We start from the raw sequence: 22707 nt of genomic DNA, 5'->3' as shown, positions 1-22707 counted from the left end.
CGGATCAGAAGTTTGCATTTGCCGCTCTGTGATTGCGTTCGTATCAGTGATGCAAATCGGGAGCAGGAAATGGATCAGAAGAGGGGCAAACCAACGCCAAACGGCGCTGTCGTTGCGTTAACCGCAGCTGCGCCTGCATTTTCCGGCGGTATTGCGGCTGGTTCATTGATGTGCCTGCTTTCGATGTCGTCCATTCAGTTCGGTGCGGCATTCTCTTCCGGCGCGATCGCAGCATATGGATCGGCAGGTGCCTCCTGGCTTAGGCTTGCCTTCGCGGCAGCCATCCTGGCAATCGCCGTTCGTCCGCCCTTGCTGCGTTACTGCCGCGAGCAATGGATCGGCGCATTGGTTCTCGGCACCACGACGGCGCTGATGACGATGTCCTTCTTTGCGGCGATCGAGCGAATTCCTTTGGGGCTTGCGGTGGCGATCGATTTTCTTGGTCCGCTCTCCGTCGCGACGTTCGGTTATGGCCTGACGCGGCGCCTGATCTGGCCGGTGATCGCCGCAGCCGGTGTTCTCCTCCTCGCCTATGATGGCGAAGGATGGGTCGGCAATCTGCCCGGCGTTCTCTTTGCCTTCGGCGCCGGCGCGGGCTGGGCATGCTATATCATGCTGACGAAAAAGGTCGGCGCGGCGTTCAAGGGGCTCGAAGGCCTCTCCATGTCGCTGATCGCGGCGGCGGTGGTGGCGGCGCCCTTCGGCTTTGCCGGTGCCGCGTCGAACTTCGATGGCTACGGTCTCTTCGAGATGGCAGGTCTGGCGATCCTCGTTCCGCTCCTGCCTTATACCCTGGAAATGATTGCGTTACGACGGATGACGACGGCCGCATTCGGCATCCTCATGAGCTTGGAACCGGCAATCGGTGCGCTCGCAGGCTTCCTCATCCTTGCCCAGCCCATGACGCTGTTGCAGATGCTCGGGACCGCGCTGGTCGTCGCGGCGAGCGCAGGTGCGACCTTTTCAACCGAAAAAGCTTAGGCGGAATTGCGAGCAGGATCGTCGAGTGCGGGATTGTAAAATAGCGATAGCGTCAAGCTCTTCGCGATGCGTTCCGCCGTCGCCATGAACCAGGCCTTTGCCCCGGCATTCGGAGCGATATCGTCGAGCGTTGCTGAAAAGAGCTCCAGCCATTGGGGAAAAAGATCGGGCGTCATGTTGGCCACACCGACATGTGCTTGCACCGGCTTGCCGCCGTAGGCGCCGCTGCGGAATGCGACGGAGGACCAGAAGCTCTTCATCTTCGCCATGTGCTCCGGCCAGTGGCCCGAAAGCCGGGCGTCGAAAACGGGGCCGAGTTCGGGATGCGCAAGGACGCGGCCGTAGAAAGTCTCGACCAGCCTGTCGATGAAGGCATTGTCGATGCCCATGGCATTCATTTCCATTTCCGCTCGCTGGCGGATTGCGGCGGCATGCGCCGCCCGGCCTTGCAATTCACTATTCATCCCATACCCATGATCGCTTTGTTGCGGCACGCCTCATATAGGCACCTGCCTCGTCCAGCTGAAGTGCACAATTTGTATTGCGGCAATCTGTCAGATCGAACGCCCGATGCTTGACGCTTTGCGGCGCACTGTTTAGATTTAGAATTATTCTAAAATGGAGCTTTGTTATGCTGCCGCGGTTTTTCACCTCTTTCAAACGTTCATTCAAATCATTGTCGGAACAAGAAATTCTGGCGCTGGCGATTGCCTCAGAGGAGGACGACTCCCGCATCTATCGGGCCTATGCCGACAAGCTGAAGGTCGCTTATCCCGCCTCGGCGCAGATCCTCGAGGACATGGCGGAAGTCGAAAACACGCACCGCAAGTCGCTTATCGAGATACATCGGCAGCGTTTCGGCGAACGCATTCCACTAATTCGCCGCGAGCATGTGCAGGGTTTTTATGAGCGCAAGCCGGATTGGCTGCGCAAGAACCTGTCACTGGAAGCGGTTCGGCAGGAAGCCGAGACGATGGAGGAGCAGGCTTATCGCTTCTACGTCGAGGCGGCAAAGCAGACTTCGGATGCCTCGACGCGCCAGCTTCTCGGCGATCTCGCGCTCGCCGAACAGGGTCATGAAGACATTGCCAGAATGCTCGGCGACAAACATACGCCTGAGGATGTAAAGGAAGCCGAGGACGAAACGGCGCGGCGACAATTCGTGCTCACCTATGTGCAGCCGGGCCTTGCAGGCTTGATGGATGGTTCTGTCTCGACGCTGGCGCCGATCTTCGCCGCCGCCTTTGCGACGCAGGATACGTGGCAGACATTCCTCGTCGGCCTCTCGGCTTCGGTAGGCGCGGGTATATCGATGGGTTTCACCGAAGCTGCGCATGACGATGGTAAGATTTCCGGGCGCGGTTCGCCAATCAAGCGCGGTTTCGCCTGCGGGATCATGACAACGCTCGGAGGCCTCGGCCACGCACTGCCCTACCTCATCCCCCAATTCTGGACTGCGACGATCACTGCCGTCGTCATCGTCTTTTTCGAACTCTGGGCGATCGCGTTCATCCAGAACAGATATATGGAAACGCCATTTTTGCGCGCGGCCTTTCAGGTCGTGCTTGGCGGGGGTCTCGTGCTGGCTGCCGGCATCCTGATCGGCAATGGGTAAGGCCCGGTCAGGCGCGCAGCCGAAGCAATCGACCAAGGGATACGGTTGCAGCGCCGAACGCCTTGAACTCAATCGAAGAGACGGGAGACCGTGCGTAAAGCAAAGTCTCCCAAAGCGGCCGACGGTCGCGGGCCTTCGTGCTTGAAGATTGAAATTCTTACTTCAGAGCGCCGACCAGGACGTCGCGGCCGTTTTCGATCGTCACCCAGCGGCCGGCATTGTAGCTCGACTGGCGCTTGACGAAGGAATAAGCCGTATCGAACCAGGGTTTCACGCCGGAAGCGAGGTTGTCGAGAATGAAGTCGCCTTCGGCTGTGCGAAGCGTCAGCACGGCGTGGCCTTCGCCATCTGGCTTGCGCACCACGGTCATCAGAAGATTTGCCGGATCAAAGCCGCGCTGGATCAGAATGCGGCGCTTGAGGAGAGCAAAATCTTCACAGTCGCCCGCCGTTGTCGGATAAGACCAGATTTCGTCCTTGCCGTAGATTTCCTTGTCCGTCATCGGGGTGATGGTACTGTTGACGGTGGAATTGACCGAGCGGACAAGAGCCCATTTCTCGCCATTCATTTCCGCCGGCCCTGCATTGCGGTCCGCACCGCATTCGATCCGGTGCAACTGGCAGAAATCATAATGGCCGATTGGCTGCGAGGTGGCGCCGCCTGTAACCATCGAGAGGTTTCTTGTGGGGGCCGGTAACGCGGCCGAAGACATCGCACAAATGGCCATCATAGCCATCAAGTAACCCTTGATCCGCACGCCCGTTTCCCTGCATCGCCCTTGTATTTGTTAACAAAGAGTTAACGGAGAGGGTGTTGAGGAGTCAATCATTACTTCTTGCGGCTCTGCCCTAACAACCAGACATGGTTAAAATGCCACACAACCGGTGGTTTTTTGCAGAGTGCGGTCTCGAACTCTGGTAGAGGCCGCAGGCGCCGGCTTCGGCTAACGAACGAGGCTTTTAGCGGCCGATAGTATCCGCTCGATATCCTGCGGCCGCGAAAGCCGATGGTCGCCATCGCGAATGAAGGTCAGCACGACATTGTCGGCGGGCAGGTGTTCAACCAGCTTCATCGCGTGGCTGTAGGGAACGTCCGGATCTTTCATGCCTTGCAGGATATGTACCGCGCAGCCCGTGTTGATGATGCCGGTCAGTACGCGGTTTTCGCGACCATCTTCCAGGAGTGCACGGGTGTAGACGTTGGGCTCCGGACTATAGTCGGACTTCTCTTCGAAATAGCCGCGTTCGGCGAGCGAGGCGCGATCCTTTTTCCTCAGATGCGGCTCGATGAGATCCGATGTGAAGTCGGGTGCCGGCGCAATCAGCACCATCCCGTCGAGCTTTGGCGTCCCCTCCAAGCTTGCAAGTTCCTGCGCCAGCCGCAATGCAATCCATCCGCCCATGGAGGAGCCAACGAGGATGATGCGCTCGGGTCTTGCATGGAGGACGACGGCAAGCGCCTCTTCCAGCCAGCGGGAAATCGTTCCGTCCTTAAACTCTCCACCGGAAAGTCCGTGCCCCGAATAGTCGAGGCGGATGCAGGCAAGTCCGAGTTCACCGGCCAGCCGATCGAGTTCTAACGCCTTTGTGCCGCTCATGTCCGACCGGTAGCCGGAGAGCCAGACGAAGGTCGGGCCGCAATCCTTCGAGGTGGCTTGACGAATGATGAAAGCGATCCTTCGCTCCGCGTCACCTTCGCCCACCGTCAGGAACTGCGGCTCGGATATGGCTGTTGCTTCGGACATAAGCACTAACTCCCATTGTTTGTGCCTATAAAACAGATTCTTGAATAGGCTGACAGCAGGTGATTTTTCCGCTAAAGCGTGTTATTGACGACATCGCAGCGGCAGCGAGACTTCGTTGCGCCCCAATGGAGCGCGAAGCTGCGATCTGAAACAACTCGAGGAGAGTACGACCATTCGCAGACCTTTTAAAACCGACGCGCCCGTGAAGGAAGGGCCGCGTTCGAACCGGGAAATCCGTATTCCTAAGGTTCAGTTGATTGATGCTGAAGGACAGAATTTGGGCGTGGTGCCCACCGATCAGGCCCTGAGAATGGCTGAAGAAGCCGGCCTCGACCTTGTGGAAATTTCTCCCAACGCCGAACCGCCTGTGTGCAAGATTCTCGATCTGGGCAAGCTGAAATACGCCAACCAGAAGAAGGCCTCCGAGGCGCGCAAGAAGCAGAAGATTGTCGAAGTCAAAGAAATCAAGATGCGGCCGAACATCGACACCCATGATTATGAGGTGAAAATGAAGGCTATGGGCCGCTTCTTTGAGGAAGGCGACAAGGTGAAGGTGACGCTGAAGTTCCGCGGCCGCGAAATGGCCCACCAGGAACTCGGCATGAAGCTTCTGCAGCAGGTCAAGGCCGACACACTGGAATTTGCAAAGGTCGAAGCCGAGCCGAAGCTTGAAGGCCGCCAGATGATGATGGTGCTCGCGCCGAAGTGAGCGGGCCACATCGATGCATCAAAGCCGTCCGTAAGGGCGGCTTTTGTGTTTTTGCGCCAGGCATGGCGCGTGGTGCGTTAAATGGAGCTGTCTGGGCCGCTGTGGCACCCCAGCGTCGTTTATGGCCGCTACTATTGCAAGCACGCTCGGATCAAATCTTATCGAGGGGTGGGGGCAGCCACTATCGTTGCAGCGAGCATGGTGAGATGGCGTCTCTTCGGGACAATCTCCTGGCTTCGGGCACGCCATGCCGCCCGCATTCTCATGCCTCGCATGCGTGCCCTTGTTGTTGGAAGGGGCGGTGTGAACCGCCCGACGGTCATTGAATGACCTGGATGACCTTCCGGGAGGAAGGTTCGACGATAACGCGCTGATCGTTGACGATTGCATATGCATATTTCGGATCATCGGGAACGGGGGTGACGACGACGGTTTCCGGCAGGGGCTGCCCGACGACGACCTTCTCCCTCACCACGACGCGTTCAGCCGGGGCGGGAGCCTGCTCAACGTAGGTCACCACCTTCGGCGGCGGTGGATCGATCATGCTGCCTGCCACGCCGCCGACGATGCCGCCGACAGCCGCACCGACCGGGCCACCGACAATAGCACCCGTTGCAGCGCCACCCGCTGCTCCTGTAACCGTCGAGGACTGCGCAAAGGCACACGTCGACGCCAACAGAATACCCGAGGCAAAACCAATCGATTTGATATTCATCTTCTTTCCTCCTTTGATGCGATTGCTTCCTTGAAAGCCAACGGGGAGATGGAAGAAGTGTTCCAGAGCTGGGACTTTAGGCGGAGGCATGATGGGACCTTCGTCCGACCCCCGCCAGTCACCGTCGACTACTGCATGGGAAAGCGGCTCAGCATCCGGTCATGGACATTTTCCCAGCCTACGATCATGGCTGCAATCGAGATCGCTTTGTCGCGATCTGCAGCCTTCGTTATGTAGCCTTCCAGCAGCACGACCGGACCGAGCATCCTGATCTCGATGGCGCTGCTGTCAATTTCCGGGTCGGCGGAAAGGGCTGCTGATATCGTCGCGATGGTCGATGCCGAACTATGGCCTTCAAAGCAGCGCTCTTCGTGATTGTCGGGGCCGAATCTCATATCCTTCTCCTGTTCCGCCCCTCAACGGACTCAACATTGCATCATATCCGTATATGAGCACCGCGCCCTGCGGTGGCCAGTCCGACTTAGGTCCTGCTTTCCCTCGGCATCGTCTGCCATAGATGCTGCTCACCCTGTCGAAAGGACATCAAGGAGGTGCTGGTCGTTGTTGCTGAACCCGATCTAAACCTTTCCTGATGAAGCGCCAGGTTATCGATCCATGGTGGAACAGATAGTGATGCGAACGGTCGGGATATTGGAGCAAGCGAAGATTTCGCGCCTGTGATGCTTGTAATGAGCGGTCAGGAAAAGCACAGGCTGGTGCGGTCGCTGAGTGAGCTTGCCGGCGACCTGATCGCCGCGTGGCCGACAGACGATGGCGAGCATATATTGCCGCAGTGAAGACATGCCTGGATGCCATTGAGGGTGATATCCCGGCAAAGACAGCGCGTGCCGCGCTCATTCGCGCTGCCGAGAAAGCAGGAATTCCGGTGATTGCGGCTGTTCACTGAGATCTTGCAACGTTGAAGATCGGTGGATCGGTTTCATAAAAAGGGTGCATGAAAAAAAGAGCCAAAGCGCGTCTGCAGCACAGAAAAACAGGTAGAGGCGAAGTGCATGAATGAGCCGCGCAGTCCTTGGACTGCGCGGCTTTGAATTCAGTTTTTCCCAGCGAGTTCTCGGCCAAGAAAGTCGTGAATAAGCGGCGCCATCACGTCCAGCTTGTCCTCCAGCGCGAAGTGGCCGGTATCGAGAAGATGCAGTTCTGCATCCGGCAGGTCGCGAAGATAGGGATGCGCGCCTTCGGCAGGGAAGATCTTGTCGTTTTTGCCCCACACGATCAGCGTCGGCGGCTTGCGATCGCGGAAGAAGGCCTGGAATTGCGGGTAGAGCGGCACGTTGGTGCGGTAGTCATAGAAGAGGTCCAACTGAATGTCCTTGTTGCCGGGACGATCGAGCAGCGCCTGGTCATGAATCCAGTTGTCGGGGCTGATGCGGCTCAGATCGCTCATGCCGTCAGTGTACTGGAATTTCGTGGTCTCCAGGGCGACCAGGCCAGAGAGCCCGTCGCGGCTTTCGTTCGAGCCATCGGCCCAGTATTTTTTGATCGGATCCCAGAATTCGCGAAGGCCCTCGTCATAGGCATTGCCGTTCTGCACGATAAGAGCCGTCACGCGATCCGGATGCTTCAAGGCGAGCCGATAACCGACCGGCGCACCATAATCCATGACGTACATGGCGTATTTTTTTGCACCAAGCTGATCGAGCAAACCCTCGACGAGGTCGGCATAATGACCAAAAGTGTAGGCGAATTTGGTATGGTCCGGAGCGTCACTCTGGCCGAAGCCCGGATAGTCCGGCGCGATGACTCGATAGCGATCGGCGAGAAGTGGCATCAGATTGCGGAACATATGCGAAGACGTCGGGAAGCCATGCAGCAGAACGACTACGGGGCCGTCTTTCGGACCTGCTTCGCGGTAGAAGATGTTCACACCATCGATTGCTGCGGTCCGATAGTGGAGGGTAACGGGAGCCTGCCGGGTGATGATAGCTTGGTCGGGCGTGGACGAGGCTGCAAAGGACATGGGGGCAAAGCTGACGGTAGCCAGCATCAGGGTCATGATCAGGCGTTTCATGGCGGTCAGGCGCCAGCTGCGGCTGCCTTGGAGACCAACATATCCTTTCACATAGAAACGATAATCTGCTCAGTGTGGAAGTGATAATTACGACGTGTGAAAGAATGAGCGACGTCACGACCTGGGTTGCTTCAGCAGCTGTCACTGGAGATCCGCGCCCCTCAACGGCGGGATCTGGCACCATTTCGGCGGAAGAATGCGGCGGTGGTTTTAGTTCAACAACCGGTTTTCCCGAAGACGCGCCGCCGCCATGTCCACGAAGGCCCGAACCTTGGCGGGCGCGTGTCGCCCTTCCGGATGAAGGATGTGAATGGGCATTGGCGGCTCTTCATGATCGCTGAGGACGATCTGCAGCTCCCCCGCAAGCAAGGCCGGGCCGATCTGATAGTGCAGGACTCGGGTCAGTCCCCAGCCTGCCCGTGCGGCCGTGATAACGGCGTCGTTGGTGTTGCATTGTAGAAGGGGGTCGATCGTCACCCGCTGATCGTTTGCAAAACGCCATTCCGGCGATGCCCAGGCGCTTGTGGACGCGGCAATGCGATGGTTCTTGAGGTCGGCGGGCGTGGTTGGAACGCCGTGGCTCTCGAAATAGCTCGGGGACCCGCAGATGACATGCCGAACGGTCCCGACCTTTATGGCAGAGAAACCTGAGTCCCGCAGGTGTCCGATACGAACGGCCACGTCGACCCCTTCTTCGACGATGTTGACCGGGCGATCGATGAACAGGGTCCGTGCATGCATGGTCGGGAAGGTGTTCAGGAACTCGGTCACGATGGGCAACACATACATCTGCCCGAACAATGCTGAAGCCGTGATGGCCAGCGTACCCGTTGGAGTGGCATAGGAGCCACCCGCGGCAGCCTCCGCTTCGGCAATATCCGCCAATATGCGGCGGCAATCCTCGAAATACCGTGTGCCTGCCTCCGTCATCTTGACGGAGCGCGTCGTGCGAACGAAAAGGCGGGCGCCAATCAGATCTTCAAGCGCTGCGACGGCGCGGGTGACAGCCGGTGCACTCATATGCATGTGGCGCGCGGTATCCGCAAAACTTCCGGTCTCCGCAACCTTCGCGAAAATCCGCATTGCCTGCCATCGATCCATTCGCCCCTCAAAGATTGCTCGTGTTGCTCAACGTGACCGTCGCCCAGAAATGTATCAATCCCGAAACAGATCGAGCAAGACCGTTTCGAGATTGATACGAATGACATGGCTGGAGATGTCGTGAAAGGTCGACGATGGCCTATGGGGATCGCAACCGAGATCGGCTGATGTAGGACGCCGCCAGTTCTTCGATGTCGGCACAGGCTTGTGCGTCGATACCGGCTTTCATGGTGCGCTCGCGGTGCTCGGCGTCTGGTTTGAGGGCCAAGGCTATCGCCTTGGAAAGCTGGAAATCGAAGCTCGAGCCCTTGCGGGCCATATCGACTTCAGCCCCCGTAATGCCGAGCGCCTTCGCGTCCATTTCCTGCTGTCGGGCAAAAATGGGATCTCCGCGTCCGGCGGTAAGCGCGAGCTCGATCGACAGCCGTGCCCGCGCATCGAGCTTGAAACCTGCCATGGTGGCGAGCTTCCTGATGCGGACCTGGCTTTAGAAGCCCAAATCGCTCAAGCCCGGGTGATCGTCAGGCCTGCGGCCGAGCGGCCAGCGGAACTTGCGCTCCGCCTCCGTGATCGGGCGCTCGTTGATGCTGGCATGCCGCGCCCGCATCAGCCCGTCCTCGGCGAATTCCCAGTTTTCGTTGCCATAGGCACGAAACCACTGACCGCTGTCGTCGTGATATTCGTAGGCATATCGAACGGCGATGCGGTTGCCCTGGAAAGCCCAAAGCTCCTTGATCAGCCGGTAGTCGAGCTCGCGGTTCCATTTGCGCCTGAGGAAAGCTTCAGCCTCGGCACGGTTGGTCGCGAATTCGACGCGGTTGCGCCAGCGTGTGTCGAGTGTATAGGCGAGCGCGACCTTGGCGGCATCGCGGCTGTTCCAGCCATCTTCGGCAAGGCGGACCTTTTCGACGGCGCTCTGTTCATTGAAAGGGGGAAGTGGCGGACGAGACATGGTTCGGTTCCTTATAGATTGGGAATGGATAGGGCGGGTGGCCGCCGCCCAGGCGACCACCGTGAGTTAGTCATGCTGCAAGGCGGTCGATGCTGGGGAAGTCGATTTCGGTGCCCAGGGCTTCGTTGACATAATTGGTGAAGGTGTTCAGCGCGACATGCGCGATGATCTCGAGGATTCCCCATCGCTGTAACCCGCGGCGCGGACTTTTTCGACATCGCCTGGGGCCACGGAACCGCCGGCGACGACAAGAGCGCGAGCGAATTCGACGGCGGCGGCTGCCTTTGGATCATTCGAAGTGCCGCGCCGGTTCTTCTCGATCTCGCTCTCGTCCAGCTTGGCAAACTTGGCGCCGGTATAGCTATGCGCCGACAGGCAGTAGTCGCAACCATTGGCCTCGGCCATGGCGAGCGCGATCCGCTCGCGGGTGGCCGGAGCCAACTTGCCCTTGCCGAGAGCACCCTGCAGGGCCGCCAGGGCGTTCAGAGCGGCCGGGCTGTTCGACACCAGGCGGAAGATGTTCGGCACGCAGCCAATCTGTTTCTGAATGGCTTCCAACACGGGGCGGGAAGCTTCCGGTGCATCGTTGATTGTGGCGGGCGTGGCAATGCGAGACATGTCTATTTCCTTGGTTTAATTGCGAAAGGCTGTCCCCTTCGTCACTTGGAAGATGCTCCCGTTCTGCCGGATGATGAACGTTGAAAAAGCGGAAGATACTCTTGCGCCGGATGCATCAATGGGAAGCGTCAGAGTTCGAGCTGGATCTGGTTTTCCTCACCGCCCTCCTGTGCGGCGGGGACCGAGCAGCACAGCAGTACTTCGCCTTCGGCAATCGCCGCCGTCGGCTCCTTGATGTAGGTCACTGCCCCCCTGGTGAGCTTGGTGCGGCATGTGCCGCAACTGCCTTCCCGGCAACTGAATTCGGGACTGAGGCCGCGCGCTTCCGCCAGCTCCAGCAATGTGCCGGCCTCCGGTGTCCAGCGGGCTTCCTTCAGCGATCCCATGAAGGCGACCGGTACCGGCTTTGTGGATGGCGGTCGACGCGTGGGCGGGCTCACCCCGGCGTCGAGCGTTCGCTCCAGGGATGACGGGCCGAAAGCCTCCGCGTGAATGCGGGCATCAGCAATATTATAGCCGCGCAAGCCATCGTACAGTGACTGCGTGAACTGCGGCGGCCCGCAGAGGTAGAAGTCATAATCGTCGAACGGCAAGTGGCGGGACAGGAGCGGCATATCGATGCGCCCGATGGCGTCGTAGTCAACGCCTTCTTCAGCGCCATTGGCATCGCTCAAGACCCGGATCAGCCTCACCGCGCCTCGCGCGGCGTCGACGAGCTCGGCGATTTCCCGATCGAACGGACGCTCCTGCCTGGAACGCGCCGCGTGAAAAAGAAAGATCGGGCGAATGCGCTGCTTGCGCAGCCCCTCGTAGACAACGTGGCGCAACATGGCAAGCAGGGGCGTTATCCCAACACCGCCGGCAAGCAGCACTGCCGGACGGGCAGCGCGGGCGTCGACGGTAAAACTGCCGGCCGGCGAGCGCGCCTCGATCGTGTCGCCGACGCGGATGTGATCGTGGAGATGTTGCGATACCGCACCGTCGCGCTTGACACTGATGCGGTAAAGGCCGTCCGAGGGTGCCACTGACAGCGTATAGGTTCGGATAGCAGGCTTGTCGACGCCTGGAACGCTGATGCGGATCGGCAGATGCTGGCCGGCAACATGCGGCAGCAAACCTGCCCCATCGCTCGGCTGAAGGTGAAACGAACGGATGGAGGCGCTTTCTTCCACAATCCTGGTCACGGTCAGGGCGCGCCACCGGGTGGCCACTTCCGCAGCGCGCAGCCGGTCCGCCGCCTGCGCCCAATCGCCGGTCATCAACGAATTGGCAGACCAGCCGTCGTCCCGGAAGGACCAGCGCAGTGCCAATGCGTTCCGCCGACGGATGATCCGACGTGCCTTGAACGTCCACAGTCGTTCGGCGCCCTGAAAGGCCGCGATCTCCGGTGAATTAAGGATAACCTCGGCGTCACCGGTCATCTGCAGCATGTCGCCGCTGGAATAATCGACGAAGACAAGCCCGGCCTTGCCGTTCAACAGGATGTTGCCGAGCGTTGCAAAAAAGAGGTTCCCGTCAAAGTCCGGGATCGTCAGTGTCCCGTCGCCCGCAACGCGAACGAAACCGGCCTTGCCGCCGCGATGCGACACGTCGACCTGGCGTCGATCTTCGCGATCGGCATAAGAGGCGACGAAAAACGCATCCGCCGCCGTGATCATGGCGCGTGCAGCACTATCGAGGTCGGGCAGGTCTTCGACGGTGCCGGAAAAATCTCCGCCGGGATTTCGAACGAATTCGAAATCCCGCAGCTGGATGTAACGCGGGCAGTTTCCGAAGCTCTGGTCGACATCCACGCGGAAGCCGTCGGGTGAATTGGAGACGAAGCCGTTCATGCGGTTGCGCCGCCTTGTGTGCATCTCCATGCCAAGCAGGCCGATGGGCCGGCCCTCGGCCAGACCCTCGCTTGCGGGGTCGCTGGGATCTCTTGTGGCCGCGATATTCAAGGCGGTTGACGATGGAGAGGACATGAAGCCCGGGTGCCCTTCAAGGAAGGTTGCCCAGGCGTCACCGCGGCCGTCGACGCTGCCCAGCACGACGAACGGCAGCTGAGCGTAGAAGTCGCGATGCTGGTCTGGCATGAAATCGCGGATGACACGCTGGCCGATGGCCGCCATGCGTTCGGCGACGCCGACCTTCTGCTGAATATAGGTCTCGCCTTCGTGCCAGACCGGCAGGGGCTTCAAGGTCTCGTTCATGTCCTGTTTCCCCGAAAATGTAGATCGGGCGCACGCAAGCCGCACGCCCGTACCCTGGCCTCAAGCGGCAAGGCCGACGGGCGTTTGAACGAAGGGGACGAAGCCTGGCAGCGCTTCGATACGACGAAGGAACGCGTCGACGGCAGGGTAGGTGGAGAGGTCGACGTTGCCTTCCGGCGCACGGGCCACATAGCTGTAGATCGCAACGTCCGCGATCGTTGGCCTGTCGCCGACGAGCCAGTTGTGATCGGTAAGCTGGCTTTCGAGCTTGCGCAGCAGCGCATGGGCGCGGCCGATAACCTCTTCGGGATTATATTTGGCGCCGAAGACTGTGATCAGCCGCGCCGCTGCCGGACCATAAGCCACTTCACCGGCGGCAACCGACAGCCAGCGCTGGACGGCGGCGGAGCCCTTGGCGTCTTCGGGTAGCCAATCGGTACGGGCCGCTTTCTTTGCGAGATAGACCAGGATGGCGTTGGAATCGGCGATCACGACGTCGCCATCCTCCAGCACCGGCACCTGGCCGAATGGGTTCAGCTTGAGAAATTCGGGCGTCTTGTGCGCGCCGGACTTCAGGTCCACCTCGACCAGCTCGTGGGGCAGGCCAAGCAGCGAGACGAACAGACGTGCCCGATGCGAGTGACCCGACAGAGGGTGATGATAAAGTTTCATGTTGTGCTCCTGCGAACTTGGCCGGGTCCATTCCCGATCCGCATGCCGAAGGTGCGACAGGTGGCCGCCAATGAGAACGGCCCCGTTTGGCAGTTCATAATTGCAGTTGACGCAATAGTTTGGAAAAAAGCTGGCGGCCAAGATCGACCCGACCTGGCGGAAACGCATCACGTTTGGCCTGATTTCACTCACGAGATGGAATGATGTCTTGCCTGTTTAACGTCTTCAACATCAGCACGCTTCGTCGGATTTTGCTGCCCGGACACATCGAACCAGGTGAAAGACATGTACGACGACATCATGATCGCTGAATGGATCGAAGCTGCGTTCACGCCGTGGGGCAGTCGAACGGATGGAAATGAGTTGGCGGACACCGCCAAGGACCCGACTGGACTTCCAGGGAGCGTCTTTTGCCGGAAAATGATCGCCTTGACCGCTTACGAGGCACCTATGAGCAACTGCTCGCGCACTAGCGGTCGCAGGAAGCTCACTGCGGGGACAAGGTGAGTTCTCGCCCCCTCACAGGCCCAGAGAATGAAGCGCAACAGTTGTCGAGCAGGTGATCCGTTCCCCAATCGGGGCTTCCGGCAAGCCGTTTCGGCCGAATTGACACCGAGGACCCGACGCAGCCTCTCAAAGGCGAACGCGCGTGAGCGCCGCATATCGGTCGTCGAAGCCACGTTGAGCAACTTCCAAAAGCGGAAATTACCAGCGTCTGCACCGGAACTTCGTGGGCTGCGGACCCACCTCAACAGTCTCTGCCAGCTTCGGCCATCGACTTAACCGGCGGTTGAAGCCGAAGGAGTGGGCAGAACGGTCGATAAGGCGTGATCGGGTCCATTTTTTTGGGCTCGCAAACTACGCCCACTAACACCAGATTTGGATCCGCTCCGGGGAGGCTGGACGACCAAAAGGCGAAAACTTAAAAGAGACTAATCCCAAACTCGCCTCTTGAAGGAGGAGAAGAAATGAAACGCATCGAGATGGAGGTGAGCGGCGGCTGCCAGTGCGGTGCCGTGCGCTACCACGCAACCGCAATGCTCGACAACTCACATCTCTGCCATTGCCGCATGTGCCAGAAAGCTTCGGGCAACATCTTTGCCGCGCTCGTCGCCGCACCCGATGATGCACTCACCTGGACACGCGGCAAGCCGAGCGTGTGGAAGAGCTCGGAGCTTGTCGAGCGCGGCTTCTGCGCCAATTGCGGCACCCCATTGTTCTTCCACCACCTCGAAAACGGTCGCACCAACCTGATGATCGGTTCGCTTGACGATCCACACGCCTTCTCGCCGCTTGCCAATACCTGCACCGAGAACATGGTGGCATGGTTCGATAAGATCACGGGCATAGAAAATACCGGTGCGACCGAAAACAACGGCGCCGAGTGGGCCGCGGCGATCAAGGGGAGCAACAACCAGCACCCCGATCACGATACCACTTCATGGGCGGTGAGAGGGCGAGATGGCTGAGCCCGAGGTCAACGGGTCATTGTCCTCGCTCGCCCGCTTCCTCGCCGAAATCCTGCCTATCCAGCATGACTGAAGAATCCTCCTCTGCCCCGTTGCACTTTCGCGGCGCTGCGGGTATAAGCGCGCGTCCGAACTGACCGGCAGGGCATGCCGTGGCAGTTTCGAATGCTTGCGGGACGGTTTCGTCGCCATGCCCGCGGATCAACAACAAACGCTCCCGCACCTTGTTGCGACGGCCGGAAGACCGGACATCGCAGGAGGGCTTTTTTGAAGAAGCGCGCAGGAGGATAGAAACGGAGTAGCAAAATGCCCAAGATGAAGACGAAATCCTCCGCCAAGAAGCGGTTCAAGATTACCGCGACCGGCAAGGTCAAGGCCGCTGCTGCTGGCAAACGCCATGGCATGATCAAGCGTACCAACAAGTTCATTCGCGACGCACGTGGCACGATGGTTCTCGCAGAACCCGATGGCCGCAAGGTTGTGAAGAACTACCTGCCGAACGGTCTATAGGACTATTCCGCGAACGCTTTAGATTAAGGAGATCATGAAATGGCACGTGTAAAAAGAGGCGTTACAGCCCATGCCAAGCACAAGAAAGTTCTGAAGGCAGCAAAGGGCTTTTACGGCCGCCGCAAGAACACCATCCGTACCGCCAAGGCTGCCGTTGATCGCGCCAAGCAGTACGCCTACCGTGACCGCAAGGTCAACAAGCGCAATTTCCGCGCGCTTTGGATCCAGCGCATCAATGCTGCCGTCCGCGAATTCGGCCTGACCTACGGCCGCTTCATCGACGGCCTGAACAAGGCTGGCATCGAAGTCGACCGCAAGGTCCTCTCCGACATGGCGATCCATGAGCCGGAAGCATTCGGCGCGCTCGTCGCAGCCTCCAAGAAGGCCCTCGAGTACCTCAAGGATGCCGGTACGACGAACGAGTTTGAAAGCGCGGTTCGTTAACCAGCGCTTCCCAAGCTTGACGCTTTTTAGAATTTTGGGAAACCCGCGCTGGTTTGGGCTGGCGCGGGTTTTTCTTTCTCTTTACTCCTTGCCCGGCCGGTTTAACCAGCCTCCGATTCCCGCCTGATCCCGGACGGAAAGAATTGACGATGTCAGATATCGACCAGCTCAAATCATCGCTGCTTGCGGAAATTGTTGCCGCTAACGACGAACCGGCACTCGAAGCCGTGCGCCTTTCGGCCCTCGGGAAAAAGGGTTCCGTTTCCGAGCTCCTGAAGACGCTCGGCACGATGTCGCCCGAAGAGCGCCAGACCAAGGGCGTTGCAATCAACGTCCTCAAGAATGAGGTCGCGGATGCCCTTGCCGCTCGCAAGGCGACGCTCAAGGAAGCGGCGGTCAATGCCCGCCTGAAGGCCGAGACGGTCGACATCAGTCTGCCGGTCCGCTCCTCGCCCGCCGAGCGCGGCCGCATTCACCCGATCAGCCAAATCGTCGACGAAATCACCGCGATCTTCGGCGACATGGGCTTCTCGATAGCCGAAGGTCCGGATGTCGAGACCGACTATTACAATTTCACGGCGCTGAATTTCCCCGAAGGCCACCCGGCCCGCGAGATGCATGACACCTTCTTCTTCCAACCGGATGAGGACGGCGAGCGCAAGGTGCTGCGTACGCACACCTCGCCCGTACAGGTGCGCACCATGGAAGCGCAGAAGCCGCCGATCCGCATCATCATCCCCGGCAAGACCTATCGTCAGGATTCGGATGCGACCCATTCGCCGATGTTCCATCAGGTCGAGGGACTGGTAATCGACACGAAGGCGAATGTCGCCAACATGCGCTGGGTGCTCGAAGAGTTCTGCAAGGCCTTCTTCGAGGTCGACAGCGTGACAATGCGCTTTCGCCCGTCCTTCTTCCCGTTCACCGAACCGTCCTTTGAAGTCGATATCCAATGCGATCGATCAGGCCCGATCGTCAAATTCGGGGAGGGAACGGATTGGATGGAAATCCTCGGCTGTGGCATGGTCCATCCGAACGTACTGCGCTATGGCGGTCTCGACCCGGACGAATATCAGGGCTTTGCCTGGGGGATGGGCCTCGACCGCATCGCCATGCTGAAATACGGCATGCCCGACCTGCGCGATTTCTTCAACGCCGATGTTCGCTGGATGACCCACTATGGCTTCCGCCCGCTCGACATGCCGACGCTGTTCGGCGGCTTGAGCGTGTAAGGGAGGATTGAGACCATGAAATTCACACTCTCCTGGCTGAAGGATCATCTGGAAACGGATGCCGCCCTGGATGAAATCTGCACCCGCCTGACGATGATCGGGCTGGAAGTCGAAGACGTCGATGACAAGGCGGCCTTCAGGCCTTTCATCATCGCCAAGGTTCTCTCCGCCGAAAAACATCCGCAGGCCGATCGCCTCAAGGTTCTCTCGGTCGATACCGGCAAGGGTGCTCCGATCCAGGTTGTCTGTGGGGCGCCGAATGCCCGGGCGGGGCTCATCGGAGCATTTGCCGCATCGGGCACCTATGTTCCCGGCATCGACGTGACGCTTTCCGTCGGCAATATCCGCGGCGTTGAAAGCCACGGCATGATGTGCTCCGAAAAGGAACTCATGATTTCTGACAATCATGAGGGAATCATCGATTTGCCCGAAGACGCCCCAATCGGGTCCAGCTATGCGGCCTATGCCCATCTCGACGACCCTGTCATCGAGATCAATCTTACGCCGAACCGTCCGGACTGCACGAGCATCTTTGGCATCGCCCGCGATTTGGCCGCTTCGGGTCTCGGCACGCTGAAGGCGCGGCCTGCGCCGTCTTTTGCCGTCGAGGGCGAGACGCCTGTCAGGGTGAAGCTCGAACTTGACGACGAAAAGCTCTGCCCTGGTTTTGCGCTCCGCCTCGTGCGCGGCGTCAGGAACGGCCCGAGCCCGCGCTGGATGCAGCAGCGGCTGCTGGCAATCGGTCTGCGTCCAATTAATGCCCTGGTCGATATCACCAACTACATGACCTTCGACCAGGGCCGGCCGATGCACGTCTTTGACGCTGCCAAGGTCAGCGGCAATCTGACCGTCCGCCGCGCGAGGGAAGGCGAGACGGTGCTGGCGCTCGACCAGCGCGAATACAAGCTTGGGCCCAACAATGTCGTGATCGCCGATGCGGACGGCATCGAGTCGATCGGCGGCATCATGGGCGGCGAGCATTCGGGCTGCGACGAAAAGACGACTGACGTGCTGATCGAATCTGCGCTCTGGGACCCGATGAATATTGCCAAGTCCGGCCGCGGTCTGGGCATCATCACCGATGCCCGCTATCGCTTCGAGCGCGGTGTCGATCCGGAATATATGGTTCCCGGACTGGAGCGCACGACCGAACTCGTTCTTGAACTTTGCGGCGGCACGCCGGCAAAGGCCGATGTCGTCGGCTACAAGGGGTATCAGCCGAAGATCGTCGATTTCCCCTACAGCGAAGTCAGGCGCCTGACCGGCCTCGAAGTCTCGACCGAGGAGAGCAAGGATATCCTGACCCGCCTCGGCTTCGTGGTGACGGGTTCGGGCGAAAGCGTATCGGTCGCCGTTCCTTCCTGGCGTCCGGATATCGGCGGTAAGGCCGACCTCGTTGAGGAAGTCATGCGCATCCACGGCGTCGACAACATCAAGCCGGCGCCCTTGGAAAGCCATGCAGCGGTGAACGGCAAGATCTTGACGACGCTGCAGATCCGCACGCGGATGGCCAAGCGGGCGCTCGCCTCGCGCGGCATGCTGGAGGCAGTGACCTGGTCCTTCATTTCGCAAGAGCAGGCGAAGCTCTTCGGCGGCGGTTCACCGGCACTCAAGCTTGCAAACCCGATCGCAGCCGAAATGTCCGACATGCGCCCCTCGCTCCTGCCGGGCCTGTTGATGGCTGCGCAGCGAAACGCCGACAAGGGCCACGGCGATGTGGCGATCTTCGAAGTCTCCGGAACCTACGAGAATGACCGGCCGGAAGGCCAGCGTCGTGCTGCCGGTGGCATTCGCCGCGGCACGGCCTCGCTCACTGGCGCTGGCCGCATGTGGTCGAACAGTTCGAGGGGCGGCGGCAAGCCGGTCGACGTCTTCGACGCCAAGGCCGACGCGCTGGCGGTGATGGAGGCCTGCGGCCTGCCGATGGGCAATATCCAGATAGAACAGGGCGGACCGGATTGGTATCACCCAGGCCGTTCCGGCACCATCAAGATGGGCCCGAAGGTCGTCCTCGGCTATTTCGGCGAATTCCATCCTTCGACACTCGAAGCACTCGATGTCTCAGGCGCGCTCTGCGGCTTCGAAGTCTATATCGACGCGATGCCCGAGCCGAAGAAGAAGGCGACGCGGACCAAGCCGGCGCTGGAGCTTTCGCCATTCCAGGCCGTCAAGCGCGATTTCGCCTTCGTCGTCGACAAGGCGGTTGAAGCCGGCGCGATCATAAAGGCTGCGAGCGGTGCCGATCGCAGGCTGGTCACCGGCGTCAATGTCTTCGACATCTTCGAAGGCGGATCGCTTGGGGAAGGCAAGAAGTCGGTTGCGATCGAAGTGCAGATCCAGCCCGTCGAGCGGACGCTGACGGACGAGGATTTTGAGGCACTGACGCAGAAGATCGTGGCGAGCGTGATGAAGTTCACGGGCGGTGTGCTGCGTAGCTGACATAAGTCGCGCACTGCGGGCCGGCGGTTGCGCCGGCCTCATGCTGTGAAAGCTGCGCTAGCTAGGAATGCAGGTAGTAGACCTTGTTGACGATCGTCCATCGACCGTCGATCTTCAGCATCGATAGATAGTCGGTAAAGCGCATCCCGGCGAATTCGTCAGTCACCTTTGCCATCGCGGCATCGCCTGCGACATCGATCATTGTTATATCCATATAGGGTTGGGTCCCCGGCGGAGCGGCGCCTTCGGCTGTGATCGCAGCGATGAATTCGTCGCGCGTCAGCCATTCGACCGCATGTTCATAGTGACCGATGATCGCGCTTTGCGGATGGAACGCCTTTCGCAAAGCCGCTTCGTTGGCAAAGGTCATGCCTTCGACGTAGAGATGGACGACTGCTTCGATTGCCTGCTGTTCGGACATATCTTGCACGCTCCGTATCGGCCTCGACATAACGGTGGAAGATTTAGAGGCGGGTGGTCCCTTGACAAGCCGTACCAAGGCTGGAGCAGCCGGTAAGACCGGCTCCTCCAGTCGATTGTCGTCAAGCTGCGCGGGCGGCTTTCTGGTTTGCGGCGCTGACGGCGAGTTTCGTAAGCAACTTGTCAGTTGCCTCTTCTTCCAGCAAGGTCTGGTCCAGCAGCGCAACGGCGTCCTTGTATCCGAGGTTCTGCGCCCAGGTCTTCAGTGTGCCGTAACGGGCGATCTCGTAGTGCTCCACGGCCTGCGCCGCAGAGATCAGGCCGGCGTCGACAGCGGCCGTCCCCTTGAATTCTTCCATGATCTCTTCGCCTTCGGCGATGATGCCCTGAATCGCTTCGCAGGTCTTGCCCTGAGCACGTTTGCCGGCAATCTCGAACACCTGCTGCAAACGTTCCAGATGGGTTTCGGTTTCTTCCTTGTGCTTTTCGAAACCGGCCTTCAGATCGGCGGACTGAGCAGCGCGGGCCATCTTCGGCAGGGCGCGCAGAATCTGCCGCTCGGTGAAGTAGATGTCCTTCAAGGTGTCGTAATAGAGATCCTCAAGTGACTTTTGCTTGGCCATTTCTTCGTTCCTTGTTCTCGTTTTTGGACTCACGCAGTCGTGAACCCTTACAGAAGCGACCTCGTTGGAAATTGTTCCGTTGGAGCCCGCACTTTCCGGGTGGCGATAGCGCGATCACGCGCTAGGCTCGGCCAGCGGATGGAGGAGAGACGCATGAACAAGCCTGGGTCGATGAAATCACTCGAGGATATGGGACGGGTGCGGCTATCGAAGAATTTCTTCCTGCGCGATTTCCTCCATTCCGAGATCGCAAATTTCTATCGCATTCCAAATATTCCAGACGATCCCGATCTTGCAATCGAGGCGGGCAGGCGGCTTTGCAAGGAACTGCTCGAGCCGCTTCAGGCAACGTTCGGCAGGCTGCACATCCGCTCGGGCTACCGCTCTGCCGCCGTCAACGGGTTTGGAAACAAAAACAAGCTCAATTGCTCGACCAATGCCTCGAGCGCGGCGGACCATATCTGGGACATGCGCGATTTCGATGGCTGCATGGGGGCGACGGCCTGTATCGTCGTACCCTGGATGATCGATACTTATCGAGATGAGCAAGATTGGCAGAAGCTCGCGTGGTGGATCCACGATCATCTGCCCTATGCATCTCTCTGCTTCTTCCCGAAACTATGGGCCTTTAATATCCAGTGGCATGAGCGGCCAAAGCGTACGATCCAGAGCTACGTGCGGCCGCGCGGAACTCTCACCAAGTCTGGGATGGCGAATTGGCAGGGAGATCATGCGCAATACTACGAAGGCTTCCCGCCTCTCAGAAACTGATGCGATAGCGGATGTGCCCGTCGCTTTCGACATAGCTGTCGTAGAGCGCACGTGCCCTCTTGTTCTGTGCGTTGGTGTGCCAATAAAGCCGCGACCAGCCGTTCTGCTTGCAGAGCAGAACCAGGTCATCCATGAGCGCCCGGCCGACCCCTTTGCCGCGCGCGCCTGGGTCGACGAACAGGTCTTCGAGATAGCAGTCCCTGCCGTCAATCCATGTGCCTTCATGCGTCAGCGATAGGGTGAAGCCCATAACCTCTCCGTCGACTTCGGCAACACGCATGAAGATTGCTGACGCCGGATCGAAAACCCGGCGCCACGTTGAATTGGTAATGCCGCCATTAACCGTGACTTCATAAAAGGCGAGGTAATCCTGCCAGAGTTCGCGCCAGCGCGCTTCGTCTCCCGGTCTGGCATCGCGGATCGTCACGGTCATGTCGTCCCCCTCAGGCGCCTGCCTCGTCGAGCAGTCTCATTGCTTCTTCAGAAAGCTCAAGCCTGGCCGCCTTCACCAGGCTATCGAGCTGTGATGTGCTGGTAGCACTGGCGATCGGTGCCGTCACGCCTTTCTTGTTGAGCAGCCAGGCGAGCGAGATCTCGGCAGGTTTCGCGCTCATCTCGGCGGAAATCTGGTCGAGTGCGGCCAGAATGCGCATTCCCTTATCATCGAGATATTTCATGACCCGATCTTTGCGGGCCTTGCCCTCCGTATCGGTCTTGCTGCGGTACTTACCGGTGAGAAAGCCGGCTGCGAGGCTGAAATAGGTGATGACACCGATGTCTTCCTTCACGCAAAGATCGGCAAGCCGGCCCTCGAAGCCCGATCGCTCATAGAGATTATATTCGGGTTGCAGGACATCGTAGCGAGGAACGCCAGCCTTCCAGGCGGCATCGAAGGATGCCTGAAGCTGGCTGGCATCGAGATTGGAACAGCCCATCGCCCGGATTTTGCCCTGCTGCTTCAGCTTGGCGAAGGCGCCGAGCGTTTCTTCATAGGGCGTATTTTCGTCGGGCCAGTGGGACAGGTAGAGGTCGATGTAATCCGTCTGCAGGCGGCGGAGCGAATCTTCCACGGCCTTGAGGATATATTGCTCTTTCAGCGTCTTTCCTTGGCCCATGTCGGAGCCGACCTTGGTGATGATGACAGCCTGGTCGCGGGAGACCTTGGCGTTCTTTAGCCACTTGCCGATGATCTCCTCTGAATCGCCGCCTTTGTTGCCGGGCACCCAGGATGAGTAGACGTCGGCCGTGTCGATGGTATTGAGACCTGCTTGGAAGAATGCGTCGAGGATATCAAAGGAGGTTTTCTCGTCGGCGGTCCATGCAAAGACATTGCCGCCGAAGACGATAGGCGAGATTGAAAGGCCTGTTTTTCCGAGCCGGCGCATTTCCATGGCGCTATCCTAAAATGTTGATTTGATTGAAGGGGCATACGCGACAGAGGGTCGCCGGGAGTAAACTAGGGCAT

24 protein-coding genes and 2 pseudogenes are annotated in these 22707 nt (G+C 59.3%); 10 read left to right on the top strand and 16 right to left on the bottom strand.

Annotated features, from left to right (window positions below; translation table 11 throughout):
- The first annotated feature begins 69 nt into the window (after positions 1-69).
- Entirely contained in the window at positions 70-981 is a 912-nt protein-coding gene (locus EV130_RS12175) for an EamA family transporter (RefSeq protein WP_132660416.1), read from the top strand.
- On the opposite strand, the gene EV130_RS12170 is transcribed toward EV130_RS12175, so the two are convergent.
- Positions 978-1445: a group III truncated hemoglobin gene (locus EV130_RS12170; RefSeq protein ID WP_132660414.1), complete on the bottom strand. Its 468-nt coding sequence runs from the start codon at positions 1443-1445 to the stop codon at positions 978-980. The genes EV130_RS12175 and EV130_RS12170 overlap by 4 nt on opposite strands.
- A gap of 167 nt (positions 1446-1612) precedes the next feature.
- Between EV130_RS12170 and mbfA the strand changes: the two genes are divergently transcribed.
- Positions 1613-2596, top strand: coding sequence for an iron exporter MbfA (gene mbfA / locus EV130_RS12165; RefSeq protein WP_132551286.1), 984 nt, complete (start codon positions 1613-1615; stop codon positions 2594-2596).
- Positions 2597-2753: 157 nt separating this feature from the next.
- Here mbfA and EV130_RS12160 read toward each other — a convergent pair whose 3' ends face one another.
- Both EV130_RS12160 and EV130_RS12155 read right to left on the bottom strand, forming a co-directional pair.
- Complete coding sequence (locus EV130_RS12160; protein ID WP_074059863.1) at positions 2754-3353, bottom strand: transglutaminase-like cysteine peptidase; 600 nt, start codon at positions 3351-3353, stop codon at positions 2754-2756.
- Positions 3354-3539: 186 nt separating this feature from the next.
- Entirely contained in the window at positions 3540-4340 is an 801-nt protein-coding gene (locus EV130_RS12155) for an alpha/beta hydrolase (protein WP_132660412.1), read from the bottom strand.
- A gap of 172 nt (positions 4341-4512) precedes the next feature.
- Here EV130_RS12155 and infC point away from each other — a divergent pair, with 172 nt between their 5' ends.
- Positions 4513-5049 carry a translation initiation factor IF-3 gene (infC, locus tag EV130_RS12150; protein ID WP_074063010.1) on the top strand — a complete coding sequence of 179 codons (537 nt, stop codon included), beginning with the start codon at positions 4513-4515 and terminating at the stop codon, positions 5047-5049.
- A gap of 319 nt (positions 5050-5368) precedes the next feature.
- Here infC and EV130_RS12145 read toward each other — a convergent pair whose 3' ends face one another.
- Both EV130_RS12145 and EV130_RS12140 read right to left on the bottom strand, forming a co-directional pair.
- Positions 5369-5764: a DUF1236 domain-containing protein gene (locus EV130_RS12145; protein WP_132660410.1), complete on the bottom strand. Its 396-nt coding sequence runs from the start codon at positions 5762-5764 to the stop codon at positions 5369-5371.
- Between the two features lie 128 nt (positions 5765-5892).
- Positions 5893-6159 carry a BON domain-containing protein gene (locus EV130_RS12140; protein WP_074059866.1) on the bottom strand — a complete coding sequence of 89 codons (267 nt, stop codon included), beginning with the start codon at positions 6157-6159 and terminating at the stop codon, positions 5893-5895.
- A 285-nt stretch (positions 6160-6444) separates the two neighbouring features.
- On the opposite strand from EV130_RS12140, the pseudogene EV130_RS12135 reads away from it, so the two are divergent.
- Positions 6445-6671: pseudogene (locus EV130_RS12135) on the top strand (DUF982 domain-containing protein).
- Between the two features lie 147 nt (positions 6672-6818).
- Here the strand turns inward: EV130_RS12135 and EV130_RS12130 are convergent.
- The 7 genes and pseudogenes from EV130_RS12130 to EV130_RS12100 form a co-directional block, all read right to left on the bottom strand.
- A complete protein-coding gene (locus EV130_RS12130; RefSeq protein WP_132660408.1) occupies positions 6819-7796 on the bottom strand; it encodes an alpha/beta fold hydrolase in 978 nt (325 codons plus the stop codon).
- A gap of 210 nt (positions 7797-8006) precedes the next feature.
- On the bottom strand, positions 8007-8897 hold the full coding sequence (locus EV130_RS12125; RefSeq protein ID WP_132551280.1) for a LysR family transcriptional regulator: 891 nt from the start codon (positions 8895-8897) through the stop codon (positions 8007-8009).
- 139 nt (positions 8898-9036) lie between these two features.
- On the bottom strand, positions 9037-9354 hold the full coding sequence (locus EV130_RS12120; protein WP_237358521.1) for a hypothetical protein: 318 nt from the start codon (positions 9352-9354) through the stop codon (positions 9037-9039).
- 30 nt (positions 9355-9384) lie between these two features.
- The gene (locus tag EV130_RS12115) at positions 9385-9849 is read right to left on the bottom strand and encodes a nuclear transport factor 2 family protein (protein WP_074059868.1); all 465 of its coding nucleotides are present in this window, start codon (positions 9847-9849) and stop codon (positions 9385-9387) included.
- Positions 9850-9919: 70 nt separating this feature from the next.
- A pseudogene (locus tag EV130_RS12110) lies at positions 9920-10467 on the bottom strand (carboxymuconolactone decarboxylase family protein).
- 128 nt (positions 10468-10595) lie between these two features.
- Complete coding sequence (locus EV130_RS12105; RefSeq protein WP_132660406.1) at positions 10596-12662, bottom strand: 2Fe-2S iron-sulfur cluster-binding protein; 2067 nt, start codon at positions 12660-12662, stop codon at positions 10596-10598.
- Positions 12663-12722: 60 nt separating this feature from the next.
- Positions 12723-13334, bottom strand: a complete 612-nt coding sequence (locus tag EV130_RS12100) for a glutathione S-transferase family protein (protein ID WP_132551274.1) — start codon at positions 13332-13334, stop codon at positions 12723-12725.
- Positions 13335-14302: 968 nt separating this feature from the next.
- On the opposite strand from EV130_RS12100, the gene EV130_RS12095 reads away from it, so the two are divergent.
- The 5 genes from EV130_RS12095 to pheT all read left to right on the top strand — a co-directional run bounded on the left by EV130_RS12095 (position 14303) and on the right by pheT (position 19428).
- The gene (locus EV130_RS12095; RefSeq protein ID WP_132660404.1) at positions 14303-14803 is read left to right on the top strand and encodes a GFA family protein; all 501 of its coding nucleotides are present in this window, start codon (positions 14303-14305) and stop codon (positions 14801-14803) included.
- Positions 14804-15109: 306 nt separating this feature from the next.
- Positions 15110-15313 (top strand): 50S ribosomal protein L35, encoded by a 204-nt coding sequence (gene rpmI, locus EV130_RS12085; RefSeq protein ID WP_004108077.1) that lies wholly within the window; start codon positions 15110-15112, stop codon positions 15311-15313.
- A 39-nt stretch (positions 15314-15352) separates the two neighbouring features.
- A complete protein-coding gene (gene rplT / locus EV130_RS12080; protein ID WP_074059873.1) occupies positions 15353-15757 on the top strand; it encodes a 50S ribosomal protein L20 in 405 nt (134 codons plus the stop codon).
- Between the two features lie 149 nt (positions 15758-15906).
- The gene (gene pheS, locus EV130_RS12075) at positions 15907-16989 is read left to right on the top strand and encodes a phenylalanine--tRNA ligase subunit alpha (protein ID WP_132551270.1); all 1083 of its coding nucleotides are present in this window, start codon (positions 15907-15909) and stop codon (positions 16987-16989) included.
- A gap of 15 nt (positions 16990-17004) precedes the next feature.
- Positions 17005-19428, top strand: a complete 2424-nt coding sequence (gene pheT, locus EV130_RS12070) for a phenylalanine--tRNA ligase subunit beta (RefSeq protein ID WP_074059875.1) — start codon at positions 17005-17007, stop codon at positions 19426-19428.
- A gap of 61 nt (positions 19429-19489) precedes the next feature.
- Here pheT and EV130_RS12065 read toward each other — a convergent pair whose 3' ends face one another.
- Both EV130_RS12065 and EV130_RS12060 read right to left on the bottom strand, forming a co-directional pair.
- Positions 19490-19849, bottom strand: a complete 360-nt coding sequence (locus EV130_RS12065; protein ID WP_074059876.1) for a nuclear transport factor 2 family protein — start codon at positions 19847-19849, stop codon at positions 19490-19492.
- A 121-nt stretch (positions 19850-19970) separates the two neighbouring features.
- Positions 19971-20471 carry a YciE/YciF ferroxidase family protein gene (locus tag EV130_RS12060; RefSeq protein ID WP_074059877.1) on the bottom strand — a complete coding sequence of 167 codons (501 nt, stop codon included), beginning with the start codon at positions 20469-20471 and terminating at the stop codon, positions 19971-19973.
- A gap of 153 nt (positions 20472-20624) precedes the next feature.
- Here EV130_RS12060 and EV130_RS12055 point away from each other — a divergent pair, with 153 nt between their 5' ends.
- The gene (locus EV130_RS12055) at positions 20625-21242 is read left to right on the top strand and encodes a hypothetical protein (protein ID WP_074059878.1); all 618 of its coding nucleotides are present in this window, start codon (positions 20625-20627) and stop codon (positions 21240-21242) included.
- Here EV130_RS12055 and EV130_RS12050 read toward each other — a convergent pair.
- Together EV130_RS12050 and EV130_RS12045 are read right to left on the bottom strand one after the other, a co-directional pair.
- Entirely contained in the window at positions 21232-21675 is a 444-nt protein-coding gene (locus EV130_RS12050; RefSeq protein ID WP_132660400.1) for a GNAT family N-acetyltransferase, read from the bottom strand. The genes EV130_RS12055 and EV130_RS12050 overlap by 11 nt on opposite strands.
- A gap of 10 nt (positions 21676-21685) precedes the next feature.
- Positions 21686-22633 (bottom strand): aldo/keto reductase, encoded by a 948-nt coding sequence (locus tag EV130_RS12045; protein ID WP_132660398.1) that lies wholly within the window; start codon positions 22631-22633, stop codon positions 21686-21688.
- Positions 22634-22707: the final 74 nt, after the last annotated feature.

Origin of the sequence: Rhizobium azibense, from assembly GCF_004342325.1 — a bacterium.
GTDB classification, from domain to species: Bacteria; Pseudomonadota; Alphaproteobacteria; order Rhizobiales; family Rhizobiaceae; genus Rhizobium; species Rhizobium etli_B.
This window is presented reverse-complemented; position numbering and strand designations above follow the sequence as displayed.

Coding starts and splice junctions, on each gene's coding strand:
- EV130_RS12045 (WP_132660398.1), bottom strand. CDS start 22,633: ATGGAAATGCGCCGGCTCGGAAAAACAGGCCTTTCAATCTCGCCTATC.
- EV130_RS12140 (WP_074059866.1), bottom strand. CDS start 6,159: ATGAGATTCGGCCCCGACAATCACGAAGAGCGCTGCTTTGAAGGCCAT.
- EV130_RS12055 (WP_074059878.1), top strand. CDS start 20,625: ATGAACAAGCCTGGGTCGATGAAATCACTCGAGGATATGGGACGGGTG.
- EV130_RS12095 (WP_132660404.1), top strand. CDS start 14,303: ATGAAACGCATCGAGATGGAGGTGAGCGGCGGCTGCCAGTGCGGTGCC.
- EV130_RS12100 (WP_132551274.1), bottom strand. CDS start 13,334: ATGAAACTTTATCATCACCCTCTGTCGGGTCACTCGCATCGGGCACGT.
- pheT (WP_074059875.1), top strand. CDS start 17,005: ATGAAATTCACACTCTCCTGGCTGAAGGATCATCTGGAAACGGATGCC.
- rplT (WP_074059873.1), top strand. CDS start 15,353: ATGGCACGTGTAAAAAGAGGCGTTACAGCCCATGCCAAGCACAAGAAA.
- EV130_RS12170 (WP_132660414.1), bottom strand. CDS start 1,445: ATGAATAGTGAATTGCAAGGCCGGGCGGCGCATGCCGCCGCAATCCGC.
- EV130_RS12130 (WP_132660408.1), bottom strand. CDS start 7,796: ATGAAACGCCTGATCATGACCCTGATGCTGGCTACCGTCAGCTTTGCC.
- pheS (WP_132551270.1), top strand. CDS start 15,907: ATGTCAGATATCGACCAGCTCAAATCATCGCTGCTTGCGGAAATTGTT.
- EV130_RS12105 (WP_132660406.1), bottom strand. CDS start 12,662: ATGAACGAGACCTTGAAGCCCCTGCCGGTCTGGCACGAAGGCGAGACC.
- EV130_RS12050 (WP_132660400.1), bottom strand. CDS start 21,675: ATGACCGTGACGATCCGCGATGCCAGACCGGGAGACGAAGCGCGCTGG.
- EV130_RS12125 (WP_132551280.1), bottom strand. CDS start 8,897: ATGGATCGATGGCAGGCAATGCGGATTTTCGCGAAGGTTGCGGAGACC.
- EV130_RS12145 (WP_132660410.1), bottom strand. CDS start 5,764: ATGAATATCAAATCGATTGGTTTTGCCTCGGGTATTCTGTTGGCGTCG.
- mbfA (WP_132551286.1), top strand. CDS start 1,613: ATGCTGCCGCGGTTTTTCACCTCTTTCAAACGTTCATTCAAATCATTG.
- EV130_RS12120 (WP_237358521.1), bottom strand. CDS start 9,354: ATGGCAGGTTTCAAGCTCGATGCGCGGGCACGGCTGTCGATCGAGCTC.
- EV130_RS12175 (WP_132660416.1), top strand. CDS start 70: ATGGATCAGAAGAGGGGCAAACCAACGCCAAACGGCGCTGTCGTTGCG.
- EV130_RS12155 (WP_132660412.1), bottom strand. CDS start 4,340: ATGTCCGAAGCAACAGCCATATCCGAGCCGCAGTTCCTGACGGTGGGC.
- rpmI (WP_004108077.1), top strand. CDS start 15,110: ATGCCCAAGATGAAGACGAAATCCTCCGCCAAGAAGCGGTTCAAGATT.
- EV130_RS12115 (WP_074059868.1), bottom strand. CDS start 9,849: ATGTCTCGTCCGCCACTTCCCCCTTTCAATGAACAGAGCGCCGTCGAA.
- EV130_RS12065 (WP_074059876.1), bottom strand. CDS start 19,849: ATGTCCGAACAGCAGGCAATCGAAGCAGTCGTCCATCTCTACGTCGAA.
- EV130_RS12060 (WP_074059877.1), bottom strand. CDS start 20,471: ATGGCCAAGCAAAAGTCACTTGAGGATCTCTATTACGACACCTTGAAG.